13 protein-coding genes are annotated in these 13,630 nt (G+C 34.6%); 7 read left to right on the plus strand and 6 right to left on the minus strand.

Translation table 11 applies throughout. The annotated features are described in order from the left end of the window. Positions 1-353: 353 nt before the first annotated feature. The gene (locus LZF87_RS10000) at positions 354-566 is read right to left on the minus strand and encodes a type I restriction endonuclease subunit R, EcoR124 family (RefSeq protein WP_244338825.1); all 213 of its coding nucleotides are present in this window, start codon (positions 564-566) and stop codon (positions 354-356) included. An 11-nt stretch (positions 567-577) separates the two neighbouring features. On the opposite strand from LZF87_RS10000, the gene LZF87_RS10005 reads away from it, so the two are divergent. From LZF87_RS10005 to LZF87_RS10030, 7 genes are all read left to right on the plus strand, one after another. Continuing rightward, positions 578-787 (plus strand): DUF3347 domain-containing protein, encoded by a 210-nt coding sequence (locus LZF87_RS10005; protein WP_244338827.1) that lies wholly within the window; start codon positions 578-580, stop codon positions 785-787. Between the two features lie 192 nt (positions 788-979). Beyond that, positions 980-1,231 (plus strand): heavy metal-binding domain-containing protein, encoded by a 252-nt coding sequence (locus LZF87_RS10010; RefSeq protein ID WP_244338830.1) that lies wholly within the window; start codon positions 980-982, stop codon positions 1,229-1,231. 90 nt (positions 1,232-1,321) lie between these two features. Then, the gene (locus LZF87_RS14735) at positions 1,322-2,611 is read left to right on the plus strand and encodes an efflux RND transporter permease subunit (RefSeq protein ID WP_262917893.1); all 1,290 of its coding nucleotides are present in this window, start codon (positions 1,322-1,324) and stop codon (positions 2,609-2,611) included. A 1-nt stretch (position 2,612) separates the two neighbouring features. Next, positions 2,613-4,550, plus strand: coding sequence for an efflux RND transporter permease subunit (locus LZF87_RS14740; protein WP_262917894.1), 1,938 nt, complete (start codon positions 2,613-2,615; stop codon positions 4,548-4,550). Between the two features lie 64 nt (positions 4,551-4,614). Continuing rightward, complete coding sequence (locus LZF87_RS10020) at positions 4,615-5,793, plus strand: TolC family protein (protein WP_244338832.1); 1,179 nt, start codon at positions 4,615-4,617, stop codon at positions 5,791-5,793. A 2-nt stretch (positions 5,794-5,795) separates the two neighbouring features. Further along, complete coding sequence (locus LZF87_RS10025; protein ID WP_244338834.1) at positions 5,796-7,040, plus strand: efflux RND transporter periplasmic adaptor subunit; 1,245 nt, start codon at positions 5,796-5,798, stop codon at positions 7,038-7,040. 2 nt (positions 7,041-7,042) lie between these two features. Next, positions 7,043-8,263 carry an efflux RND transporter periplasmic adaptor subunit gene (locus LZF87_RS10030; protein WP_244338836.1) on the plus strand — a complete coding sequence of 407 codons (1,221 nt, stop codon included), beginning with the start codon at positions 7,043-7,045 and terminating at the stop codon, positions 8,261-8,263. Positions 8,264-8,390: 127 nt separating this feature from the next. On the opposite strand, the gene LZF87_RS10035 is transcribed toward LZF87_RS10030, so the two are convergent. The 5 genes from LZF87_RS10035 to LZF87_RS10055 all read right to left on the minus strand — a co-directional run bounded on the left by LZF87_RS10035 (position 8,391) and on the right by LZF87_RS10055 (position 13,516). Continuing rightward, complete coding sequence (locus LZF87_RS10035) at positions 8,391-8,960, minus strand: hypothetical protein (protein ID WP_244338838.1); 570 nt, start codon at positions 8,958-8,960, stop codon at positions 8,391-8,393. Positions 8,961-8,968: 8 nt separating this feature from the next. Beyond that, positions 8,969-10,147 (minus strand): class I SAM-dependent methyltransferase, encoded by a 1,179-nt coding sequence (locus LZF87_RS10040; RefSeq protein WP_244338840.1) that lies wholly within the window; start codon positions 10,145-10,147, stop codon positions 8,969-8,971. A gap of 1 nt (position 10,148) precedes the next feature. Then, positions 10,149-11,240 (minus strand): AI-2E family transporter, encoded by a 1,092-nt coding sequence (locus tag LZF87_RS10045; RefSeq protein ID WP_244338842.1) that lies wholly within the window; start codon positions 11,238-11,240, stop codon positions 10,149-10,151. Between the two features lie 77 nt (positions 11,241-11,317). Next, positions 11,318-12,271, minus strand: a complete 954-nt coding sequence (locus tag LZF87_RS10050) for a zinc metalloprotease (protein ID WP_244338844.1) — start codon at positions 12,269-12,271, stop codon at positions 11,318-11,320. A 294-nt stretch (positions 12,272-12,565) separates the two neighbouring features. Beyond that, positions 12,566-13,516 carry a zinc metalloprotease gene (locus LZF87_RS10055; RefSeq protein ID WP_244338846.1) on the minus strand — a complete coding sequence of 317 codons (951 nt, stop codon included), beginning with the start codon at positions 13,514-13,516 and terminating at the stop codon, positions 12,566-12,568. Positions 13,517-13,630: the final 114 nt, after the last annotated feature.

Consider the following 13,630-nt stretch of genomic DNA (forward strand, 5'->3'; position numbering starts at 1 on the left):
CATTTACAACTTCTGTACAAATGAACTATTAAATTAAGTTTAATTTCTCGAAAATTTAATCACTTAATTATATCTTTTTAATTTACCAGTTTACTTTTGAAGATTTTGGGATCGTAGAATGGTCTGAATTTTTAATTTTTTGTCCAGATGTAAATTTTTTTTGTGGCTGTTTGGTATCCTTTTTTATGAATTTTTATTTTACATGTTACGTGAAATTTCTATCACTTTATCTGTAAGCTAAATTAGTATATCAACCCTTTAACTATAAGGTCGAAATGGATAGTATGGCAGAATCAGACGGAGCATAATAAGAGTGCCTTGTGCTGTTCCTCACTCCAAAATCTGTCGAATTCCTATGTAATATCATCGGTATCTTCGATAACTGGAAGATTCTCTTTGATAAACTTTTCTATCAGTTCCCGTTTGATTCGTAAATCGGCTTCGGTATTCAAAATGTTGAAAATTTCTTTTTCAGCTCTTGAAGTATCTCCTTTTGTATTAGCCTTTATCTTGATTAAGGGCTGGACAATATAGTTTACATTAATATCGTCACGGTGTATTAACAATAACTCGGAAAATGGATGTTCACATGGTTTGGATGAAAGTTTTAAATCAAATTAAAGAAGATACAGAACATATTGCAGATACTGAGAATGTAAAGCACCAGCGGGAACATTTTATGATTTTATCAAAAGACATATATGCTTTAATCAAGGTTTCTAAAAATGAAACTACTGTGTATTATCAATTCTGTTCTTTGGCTAATGATGCTAAAGAGGCAAATTGATAAAGTAAAGAAATAGCAGTCCGAAATCCTTATTATGGTTCCATGATGTTAAGCTGTGGGAAAACGGTTGAAACAATTAATTAGTCTTAATTTATAATGGGTTAATATACAGGGTATTGCTTGATTATATTGTTAAATAATATTTGTACTTTTAATAATAAAAATAACACATAATTTAAATCTAATAAGAATATGAAAAATATAATCTTTTCCGCCGCACTAATGGCATTTGTAATGACTTCCTGCAACCAAAAAAATAAAGACATGGATACTAATAATTCAGAAACGATGCATCACGACTCCACAATGGTGGATCATGACTCTAAAACAATGGGAAGCGATTCAAAAATGTATGCCTGTCCAATGCACCCGGAAGTGACCGGTAAAAAAGGCGACAAATGCCCGAAATGTGATATGGATTTGACTGAAGAGGTCACAAAATAGCACGTAAAAATCAATGCGGTTAGTCAAATAAGACCTGCAAAAGTTTGAGGAATTTTGTAGGTCTTCCTAACTGACAAACACTAAAAGAGTATGGTCAAAAAATTGATTTCATTTTCCTTGAAAAACCGATTTATTGTGTTGCTTGTGGCAGCCGGTTTATTTGGTTGGGGAATATACAGTGTTCAACAAAATCCTATTGATGCCATCCCTGATTTATCAGAAAATCAAGTTATTGTTTTTACGGAATGGATGGGAAGAAGTCCACAGGTAATCGAAGCGCAAGTAACTTATCCTTTGGTTTCTAATCTTCAGGGAATACCAAAAGTTAAAAATATACGTGGTGCCTCCATGTTTGGGATGAGCTTTGTCTATATCATTTTTGAAGACAGTGCGGATACCTACTGGGCAAGAACACGGGTGTTGGAAAGATTAAATTACGCCCAACGCTTACTTCCGCAAGATGTTGTTCCAACGTTAGGTCCTGATGGTACAGGAGTAGGTCACATTTTTTGGTATCATTTTGAAACCAATGGAATGGACTTGGGAGAACAACGCGCCTTGCAAGACTGGTATGTGAAATTTGCATTGCAAACAGTTCCCGGTGTAGCCGAAGTAGCTTCTTTTGGAGGTTTTGAAAAACAATACCAACTGGTGTTAGATCCGCTCAAAATGCAATATTACAACGTCAGCATGATGGAAGTAATGAATGCTGTAAAATCAAATAACAACGATGTTGGAGGACGAAAATTTGAAATGAGTAATATGTCTTACATCGTAAGAGGTTTAGGATATATTAAGAATATTAAAGATGTCGAAAATATTGCGATAAAAAATTACAATGCTGTTCCTGTACGAGTAAAAGATATTGGCTCGATACAAATGGGTGGTGATTTACGACTGGGAATTTTTGACGAAAATGGAAAAGGAGAAGTTGTTGGCGGAATTGTAGTGATGCGTTACGGTGAAAATGCGGACAAAGTGATAAAGGCTGTAAAAGAAAAAATGAAGGAGGTCGAAAAAGGTTTACCGGAAGGAGTTTCTTTTAAAACTTCCTACGACAGAAGTGAACTGATAGAAAAAGCAATTACATCAGTTAAAGGAACGCTAATTGAAGAAATGATTGCCGTATCTCTTGTTATCCTCGTTTTTCTTTTTCACTGGAGAAGTGCGTTAATTATCCTTATACAGCTTCCTATATCAGTAGCTGTGGGCTTCATTTTACTTGAGGGTTTCGGTATCTCTTCCAACATTATGTCATTAACGGGTATTGCACTGGCTATAGGGGTAGTTGTTGACGATGGTATTGTAATGGTGGAAAATTCATATCGGAATATTTCGGAGAAACAGGAAGAAATGGTTAACAACAAAGAATCCGTTTAAGATGAAAGAGAAACTGCTGAAAATATTCAAAAAAGAAAAGGATCCATTATCTTCAGAAGAAAAACTCAAGATAATTGAATCATCCTCTAAATTGGTGGGGCCAGGTGTTTTTTACTCAACAGTAATTGTAATAGCCTCTTTTTTACCCGTGTTTCTTCTCACGGGAATGGAAGGGAAGCTTTTTAGTCCATTAGCATATACAAAATCCTTTATTCTTATTGTCGATGCTTTTTTGGCAATCACGTTGACACCGGTCCTAATTAGCTTTTTACTCAAAGGAAAACTCCGTCCGGAAGAAAAAAATCCAATTAATAGCCAACTTGAAACAATTTACACACCTATACTAACCTATTGTCTGAAATGGCGTAAAACAGTATTAGGTTTTAACATTGCTGCATTATTGATTGGGGTGTTGATGTTTACCCGTTTAGGGTCAGAGTTCATGCCTCCATTAGATGAAGGTTCCATTTTATTTATGCCGGTAACATTACCGGATGTGTCAAATTCTGAAGTAAAAAGGATTTTGCAAGTACAGGACAAGTTAATAAAATCAGTCCCCGAAGTAGAACACGTTTTAGGAAAAGCGGGTAGGGCAAACACGGCCACCGATAACAGTCCGATAAGCATGATTGAAACCATAATTTTGTTAAAGCCCGAAGCTGAATGGAGAGAAGGCAAAACAAAAAATGACATTATCACTGAAATAAATAATAAACTGCAGATTCCGGGAGTAACAAACGGTTTTACACAGCCTATTATCAATCGTATCAACATGCTTTCAACCGGTATCCGAACGGATGTCGGAATAAAAATTTACGGTGCAAGTTTAGATACTATCGAGGTTTTATCTCAAAAAATCAAGAAAACCTTGGAAGGTACTTCCGGGGTAAAAGATTTATATTCAGAACCCATCACAGGAGGAAAATATATAGACATTGAAGCAAAACGAGAAGTTATTGGCCGATATGGGCTTTCCATCGATGACATCAATAATGTAGTCGAAGCTGCTATTGGCGGAATGAAATTAACGACAACCATTGAGGGGAGACAACGGTTCTCTGTAAATGCAAGATATGCTCAGGAATACAGAAATAGCCTCGATGCTTTAAAAAAACTACAAGTACAAACGATGCAATATGGCCCCATTCCTTTAGAAACGGTCGCCGATGTTAAGATAAGCGATGGACCTCCCATGATAAACAGTGAAAATGCGATGCTTCGAGGAAGCGTACTGTTTAATGTTCGGGAACGTGATTTGGGCAGTACGGTAAGAGAAGCCCAGAAAAAATTAAACGCCATGATAACCAAAATGCCCAAAGGATATTATATAGAATGGAGCGGGCAATGGGAAAACCAAATCAGAGCCAACAAAACATTGAGTTTGATTTTACCTATAGTGGTTGTTATTATTTTTCTTATTCTGTTTTTCACCTATCATTCCATGAAAGAAGCCTTAATCACCATGATAACAGTTCCGTTTGCATTAATAGGCGGAATTTTTATGGTCTATTTTTATGGTATCAATTTGTCGGTAGCGGTGGCTGTCGGTTTTATTGCATTGTTTGGAATGGCCATAGAAACGGCAATGTTAATGACCATTTATTTAAATGAATCCATGAACAAAATGGTGGCGAAATACGGAAACAGCAAAGAGGTTATCACCGAAACGATATTAAGACGATATATTATTGATGGATCAGCAAAAAGGCTTCGACCAAAACTAATGACCGTTTCGGTTTCATTATTTGGTTTGATACCCATTCTGTGGGCTACTGGAGCAGGAGCCGATGTGATGCTTCCTATTACTGTCCCGCTTATTGGCGGCACAATTACGTCCACTATTTATGTTTTACTAGTAACCCCTGTTGTTTTTGAAATGGTAAAACTCCGCGAACTGAAAACAAACGGTAAAATTGAAATTTTAGATGCTAACGAATAAGTATTATATAGCAATAGGTTGTTTGATTTTAAGCTTCACTTATAGTAGGGCTCAAACAGTTTCGTTGGAAGAAGTTTTGAAAAAGATCGAAACAAATAATCCACAATTAAAAATGTACGATGCCGATATTCAGAGTATGGATGCTGCGGCAAAAGGGGCAGAAAGCTGGATGCCACCACAGGTAAATTCAGGTTTCTTTATGACACCATACAATTCCAAAATGTGGAAAGCAGATGAAATGTCACCCGGAATGGGTTTTTACACACTTGGTATTACACAAATGATACCTAATCCTTCAAAGTTAAAGGCAGATTTCAAATATATGAGTGCTATGTCTTCGGTAGAAGCCGAAAACAAAAACTATACAATCAATCAGTTATATGCTATAGCAAAAACTAATTATTATCAATGGTTAATTTTAAATAAAAAAATAAAAATTGCCAATGAGAATTTGTTGCTTTTGGAATATATGATTAAAAGTATGGAAATACGCTATCAATACAATATGGATAAATTGTCCACCTATTATAAGGCAAAATCGCAATATAGTGTACTGCAAAGCATGATAGTAATGCTACAAAATGACATTTCACAAAAACGGATAATGATTAATACCTTGATGGCGACGGATAAAGATACTCCGTTTGAGATTGAAGAAACCTATGATTTGAAAGTTTTTGATTTAATAACAATGCATACAGCATCAGATGTAGAAAACCGAAGTGATGTCAGGGCTATTGAGCAAACAATTGCATTAAATCAATTGAAAATAGAAGTCGAAAAAGCAAAATTATTGCCGGAATTTGGAATCAATTATGAACACATGTTCGCTTTTGGACAACAACCGCAGCAATTTAATTTAATGTTGATGGTAAATATTCCATTAGCCCCTTGGTCTTCCAGGATGAGCAGAGCCAATATAAATAGTTTTAAATTAAAAAGTGAAAGCTTGAATTGGCAAAAAAAAATGGTTTTGAATGAAGCTCGAGGAATGGTTTCAGGAATGAATACCGAACTTACCAATCTCAAGGCACAATATGATATTGCCGAAAAAAGCATCATTCCCACACTGCGAAAAAATTATGATACAGCTGTTATAGCTTGGCAAAACAATACGGGTGATTTGTTTGTCATATTGGACGCGTGGGAAGCACTAAATATGGCTCAAATGGATACTTTAGATAAATTGCAAGCTATTTTGATTATGCAAGTAGAAATTGAAAAACATTTAGAAATCAAATAACTATGAATAAATATTTGAAATATTGTTTAGTGGTTATTGCAATTTCTATCATTGGATTTGCGATATACTATGTTGTAAAAAAATCAAATGCAAGAACAGAGGCACAGTCACAGAAAGAAATTTTTACCTGTTCTATGCACCCCCAAATCATTAGAGACAAACCCGGAAACTGTCCTATTTGTGGAATGACTTTAGTAAAAAAGGCAACCAATAATCACACTGGAGAAAACAATTCGATTGAAAATGTTTTAAAGCCAACAGATAATTTTATTGTGGGAAATTATCAAACCACGACTGCGAAAGACACAACGGTAAGCAGTGAAATTAATTTACCCGGTATTGTGGCTTACGATCCAAATTCTTTTGTAAACATTGCGGCAAGGGCAAGTGGAAGAATTGAAAATATGTATGTGAATTACAAATACCAAAAGGTAAATAAAGGACAAAAGCTTTTTGATTTATACAGTCCAGAATTACTGACTGAACAGCAAAACTTCATTTATTTAATTTCAAATGATGCAGATAATACTTCAATTGTCGAAGCTTCAAAACAAAAATTAAAGCTCTACGGTATGAGTGGTAATCAAATTAATGCATTAATAGCAACCAAAAAGGCAAATCCCGTAATTTCAATTTATAGTCCTGCTTACGGAATAATAGGAGGAACGGAATCAATGGATGTCAATAGCAATACGATGTCTAATACAAGTGCCACCTCTGAAGCATTAAATGTTAAAGAAGGGAATTATATAAAAAAGGGAGAAACGGTGTTTAAATTAGTGAATACCGATAAAGTATGGGGTGTTTTTAATGTCTTACAAGGATATAGCGGATTGCTAAAAATGAATCAACCCATTGCAATTACAACAGAATTAGATGAAAATCACAGTATCAGCGCTCATATAAATTTTATAGAAACGCAGCTTAGCGCAACCGACAAATCCAGTAGAATTAGGGTGTATCTAAACAACAATACGTTGAAACTACCTATAGGATTACGTTTGCAGGGAAGAGTAAAAGCAAACCCGATTAAAGGCTTTTGGTTGCACAAACAAGCATTCGTCAGTATTGGAAATAAGAAGATAGTTTTTGTCAAAATGAATAACGGCTTTAAGGCAAAAGAAATACAGTCGGGAATTGAAATGGGGGATTATATTCAAGTAATCAATGGGATTTCTGTTAATGATGCTATTGCCCAAAATGCACAGTATTTAATAGACAGTGAAAGCTTCATTAAAACAGAGTAAAAATGAAAAAGATAATAAACCACAGTATTACAGTACTACTATTATTCATGGTGGTACTGGCCTGTAACACTAAAAATAAAGAAGACCATTCAGGACATGACATGAGTAAAGAAACTACTTTCTACACTTGTTCAATGGATCCACAAATTAAAGAAGACAAACCCGGAAAATGTCCTATTTGTCATATGTCTTTAACTCCAATACAAAACAACGATACAAATACAAACGAAATAAGTTTGAGCAAACAGCAAATACAACTGGGAAATATTACCACCCAAACTATTGCTGCAACGCAGAACAATTTAGAACAAAGTTATACGGGAGTCCTAACAATCAATCAGGAGAAGATTAATACCATTTCAGCAAGAGCAATGGGACGAATTGAAAAGCTTTATTATAAAACAATTGGGGAATATGTGCGTAAAAATGATGCCTTGTACTCTTTGTACAGTGAAGACATAGCCATAGCCAAACAGGATTATTTTACGGCTTACAAACAGCTTTCCATGCCGGGTGATTTTGGAAAGAACGCTCAAAATATGCTTAATGCAGCCAAACAAAAACTTTTATTCTTCGGGTTGTCAAATTCTCAAATCGAAAACATAAAAAGCAATAGGGTGATTTCACCCTATACAACCTTTTACAGTGCCACAAGTGGTTATATTTCAGAGATAATGGCAACAGAGGGAAGTTATATGATGGAAGGTTCCGCTATAATTAAATTGGCGGATTTAAGCAATCTTTGGCTCGAAGCACAAGTAAACGTAAACTATGCAAAAAGTATTAGCATTGGACAAAATGCTAAAGTTTCTTTTACTGATTTCCCGGATAAAACAATCAATGCAAAAGTTACTTTTATCAATCCCGAAATCAATCCCGATACCCGACTGCTTTTAATACGACTGCAAGTGCCCAATCAAAATTTTGCATTGAAACCGGGTATGCAGGCCATCGTTAAACTAAACCAATCCAATATAAAAGGGCTTTTTATTCCGGCGGATGCGGTTATCAGAGAACAAGATGCCTCATACATTTGGATAGAAAAAAGTCCGGGCATATTTGAAAACCTTATGGTTGAAACGGGAATAGAAACCAATGGATTGATAGAAATTAAATCAGAGATTGATGCTTCAAAAAAGGTAGTAATTACTGGGGCGTATGCCATAAACAGTGAATATAAATTCCGTAAAGGAAGCGACCCGATGGACAATATGAAAATGTAAGAAAGGTAGCCATTAAGTAAACTGATGTAAGAAATGAAAGTAATTGTTACATCAACAAATCTGACGGGATTACCAAAAAACCACTGAATTTCAGTGGTTTTTTGGTTTATTATATGTTATTGAATTGTTATTCAATACATTTTAAATAGTTTATAAAGTACATTTCGGGCGAATATGTTCCTTTGATTTTTTCTGATTTCAGTTCTTTTTTGAATATATAATCAACTGTTTCAGTAGCAAACTTCACTTTCATTATAGTTACCGGATATTTTTTTAAATCCTCAAAACTGTCTTTTTCAAACATGAAATAACTGTTTAAAAGGCGAATGTTGTTTTTTTCTTTTTCATTATAGTTCAACTGACCGCAAGTTTCGCCCGCACTTAAAAGTGTTATGATTTTGCCGTTGGATAACTGAAGTGAGATTTTAGAAGTTCCGTCAAAACATTTCGGACTGATAAAATCTTTGCTTTTTTGTAATAGTTGGAAATTTAAATATGGTATTCCATCTGAATTAACTAAGGAAAAAAGTACAAAATCGTTTGAATTTACAAAGTCTTTTTCGTGGATAAGGTAATCGGGTGTTTTCTTTATGAAAGTCGAATCTGTTTTTTCATCAACATCGTATTCACAGTTTTTTTGTTGAGCATTGGCGATGATTCCGATAAATAAGAATAGGGCTGATACTAAATTTTTCATTTTTGTTTTTAAATTTTTTCGCAAAGTAAAACTATTTTATCATTATTTAAGTCAGTCGTAAAAAAGCAATAGTCGGTTCCTCCGTCGCTTATTTTCCATTTTTTTCTGATATTTTCAACAGACATAGGGAAATTACGTGTTGTTATGTTGAATTTTTTGCCTTCCAAATGCTTTTTTAATGTTGCTTTGTCAAACGACAGAATTTGCTTTATCGCAAATTTCCTGCCAGGAAAATCAATTTCTTTATCTGAAGTATATAAATGTGAGTGCTGATGCAGTTTTTCAATATCGTAAGTAACACCAATGGCTTCAAATGCACCGGTTTTCATCATTGCAGCATTTGGTTCATACAGATATTTTTTTGGAAGGGAATAGTTCGCCTTTATATCAGTATCACCATAATCGACAGAGAAAATTTCGGTTTGGTCTTTTGTTAATGACACGGCATTCAGCATTATATTTCCGTTATAGTCCTTCTCAATTTCCCAAAGCAGTTCTTTTACTTCGTTGTCTACGGCTATACAATGGATTTTTTTGACAAATTGAAGTTCTGACAATCCTGCCGTAATATCTAATATAGGAGCTGTTTTTACTAATATATGATCAGAATACTCAAAATAGTCATCTAAATGGTAAGGAACATTGGGTAAGCAGTCTTTTAGCATAAAGACTTTGCCTTTTACATCGCTTCGTCGGGAAGGGTCGATGTAAATCCAGCTCCATTTGAATTTTAGTTTCTTCAGGATTTCTAAACTGTCTCCCTGATAACATTCTATATTTCGTTGATTTAGAATCTGATAGTTGTGTTGTACTATTTTTGATAACCCCTCATTGATTTCACAATGTGCTACTTTATTGAATTTTTGAGCAAAGTAGTAATCGTCTATTCCGAAACCTCCGGTAAGATCTATTAGTGTTACACCGTCAATAAGTGAAGCTTTGTATTTTGCGGCTCTTTCCGAGGATGTTTGTTCTATTGAAATTTTTGAAGGATAGATGATATATTTATGACTAAACCATGTAGGCAGTTTTTCTTTTGCTTTATTTTTTGAAGCTATCTGATTTAAAATATCATTCCATTTGATGTCCGGAAACGGATTTTTCATCAGTGCAATTTTAGCAAAATTTGCCTGCAATGAATCGGTTATAAAATCCTGAACGTCTGAATTTAAAAGAGGAGAATCCAAATTAAATATTTTTAGTTAGTATCCGGATAATTTTATTTTCAGGAATAAATTCTTTGCCAATCACTTTTAAAGCAGTGTAAGTGGGTACAGCGAGGATCATCCCGGAAATTCCAAACAGAAAGCCACCTATCAGTATGATTAGAAAAATTTCTAAAGGATGGGAATAAACGCTGTTTGAAAAAATAAACGGTTGACTGATGTTGTTGTCAATAAACTGAACTATCATGAATCCAATCATGATGTATAAAGAATTCGGAAGTATTACGGATGCGAAATCAGCACCTGCAAAGCTAAGCATGGTCAATAGTATAGCTAAAACATTCGCGATAAGCGGACCAATATATGGGATGATGTTTAATATGGCACAGATAAAGGCAATGGTTAGGGCATTATCTATTCCAACGATTAAAAGCACTATTAAATACAGTAAGAAAACAATCGATAATTGCAATAAGATTCCGATAAAATAACGAGACAGCAAGTGAGTAATCTTGTCGATTGAAGCCAATATTTTATCTTCATGTTGATCCGGAATTACTTTTATAAAAATCATTTTGAATAAACGCCTGTCTTTCAGCATAAAAAAAGTGATGAAGAAAACAGAAGCAAGGCCAATACTGAAACTGCTCAGAAGATTAATAAATGAATTTAAAAAAGATGTTATTATGCTAAAGTTCAGTTTTGATGAGATGTTCAGCTTTTTATAAATTTCTTCAGCATCGATGTGATGTGAATCTAAAAATGCAGACAGCTGATTAATTAAATTAAAAAACACTTTTTCAAATGCTTTAGTGTCTAAAAGGGAGAGATTTTCTCCCTGAGAAATAAACAGTGGGATGAAAAGCAATATAAACCCTGATATTATCAAGACATAGAATAACATGGTTAGTAATACGGCCAAGATGTTTCTTTTCAGTTTTAGTTTTTGTTTGAAAAAATCCACGATCGGATTGCCAATCATCGCTAAAAGCAGTGAAATTAGTATATAGATAAGTATGGTTTTTATTAAATAGAGGATATAAATCAAAATAGCGATTCCGGTTAGTTTGAAAATTGCCCCAAGAATACCGTTTGAAATATCTTTTGAAGTCATCTGAATTAATTTGATGAATTAAAAGTAAAAAAAAACTCGCTTATTAAGCGAGTTTTAATGATTTATTTTGGTTAGTTTTATGGTTGTGCGTATGAATTTCTTGCTCCACCTGCTGCAAATACAGCTAACATTCTTTGTTTTTGTCCTTCAGAGAACATATACATTCCTCTGTCGTCTGTGTAATCCATGTAGTTCATGGTCATTTCAATAGGTGTTCCTGTACATGTGCTGTAGTGAGGGTAAGCAGGAACTCCGTAGTTAGCTGTATTGTGTAATGGCGTATCAGCAACATTGTCGTTTCCACAAGTAGCATCACCCCAAATGTGACGTAAGTTCATCCAGTGACCAACTTCGTGAGTCGCTGTTCTTCCTAAGTTGTATGGGTATGTCGCAGTTCCCGTAGTTCCGAAATATTTAGAATCGATTACTACACCATCAGTTGAAGATGCTCCACCAGGGAATTGTGCATATCCTAAGATACCACCACCAATTGTACAAACCCATAAATTAAGTTTTGTTGTTGGAGATACAGGATCCAATCCACCTTGTTTTGTTTTTTTCATTGTATCTCTTGTACCCCAAGATGATTTTGTTGTAGATTTTCTGATAACCTGATCTAAAACGAAAGAAATCCCAACATTTGCTTTAACACCTGAGAAGGCAGATGGAACTTGATTGAAATCAGAGTTTGTAGCGTTGTAATCTTTGTTTAAAGCATCAATTTGTGATTGAATTTGAGCTTGTGAAATGTTTTCTGCAGCAGTTCTGTACAATACATTTACAACTACAGGGATTTCAATTACTCCATTTACTAAACGACCTTCTCTGATAGCTCTCTCAGTGAATGATTCGATTTCGTTCATTTTGATAGCTAATGAAGGGTCTTGTTTCATTTGTTCCATAAGAACCTCGTTTGAAGCACAGTTTCTTTTGGCTGATGACATTTCGGTTGTGCTTGCGGTAGAATTTTCCTCTTTGTTACAAGAGATTAGGGAAATCAACAATGCTGCTGACAAAATAATTTTTTTCATAAATGCAGGTTTTTGTGTTAAATATTTATGTTTATGATTAATACGTTGCAATTTTATAACAATTTATTTTCTTAAACAAGGGAGTTTGTGTCGAAATCGATGTTTATGCTGCATTTTTGTTAAATAATTATTAAAATTAGATTTAGTGTGTAAAAAATTTAATAATTGATATGTTATGATTTATTTGACTGAAAAATTCATACTAAAATTGTTATTTTTTTGTAGAACTTCAGTATAAATAAAAAAAAACTCGCTGTTCAAGCGAGTTTTTTAAGTTTTTTTTAGTTGTATTTATTATGGTTGCGCGAATGAATTTCTTGGACCTCCGGCAGCAAAAACGGTAAGCATTCTTTGTTTTTGCGCTTCTGAGAACATATACATGGCTCGGTCGTCTGTATAATCCATATAGTTCATAGTCATTTCTACAGGAGTTCCTGTACAAGTGCTGTAATGCGGAGAACTTGGCGCTCCATAATTAGGTGCATTATGTAACGGCGTGTCGGCAACAAAGTCGTTTCCGCAAGTGGCATCACCCCAGATGTGACGAAGATTCAACCAGTGCCCAACTTCGTGTGTGGCGGTTCTTCCTAAATTAAATGGATAAGCTGCAGTTCCTGTCGTACCGAAAGCATTGTCATCAATAACTACACCGTCAGTAGAGGAAGGTCCTCCTGGGAATTGTGCATATCCTAAGATTCCACCCCCCATATTACAACACCATAAGTTTAATACAGTTGATGGTGTAGTAGGAGGGATTCCTTTAGGTGCTTTTTTCATAGCGTCATTGGTACTCCATGAAGTTGTATTTGTGGATTTTCTAACAACGCCTTGTAATACGAAAGAAATTCCAACATTAGCTTTTACTCCGGAAAATAAGGCAGGTACTTGATTGAAATCGGAGTTGGTGGCATTGAAGTCTTGGTTAAGCGCAGTAATTTGTGATTGAATTTGTGCCAAAGAAATGTTTTGGGCAGCAGTTCTGTACAGAACATTGACCACAACAGGTATTTCAATTTTACCATTAACCAAACGGCCTTCTTTAATAGCTCTTTCTGTGAATGATTCAATTTCATTCATGGTAACGGCTAAATTCGGATTAGCTTTTAACTGTTCCTGTAAAACTTCGTAGGATGCACAATTTCTTTTGTCAGTACTCGAAATTTGTTCGTTTTTTGTCGATGATTCCTCGTTCGTACAGGAAACCAGCACTGTCAAAACCCCTGCTGCTAAAAATAATTTTTTCATAATTAGTAAGATTAAGTTGATAATTGTAGAAATGTTCTAAAAATTTGAAGCAATTCTATTAATGAAACAACTAATTAAGAAAAATAGTTTGTAATCGGCAAAAAAAATCGATAA

The organism is Flavobacterium enshiense (genome assembly GCF_022836875.1).
GTDB classification, from domain to species: Bacteria; Bacteroidota; Bacteroidia; order Flavobacteriales; family Flavobacteriaceae; genus Flavobacterium; species Flavobacterium enshiense_A.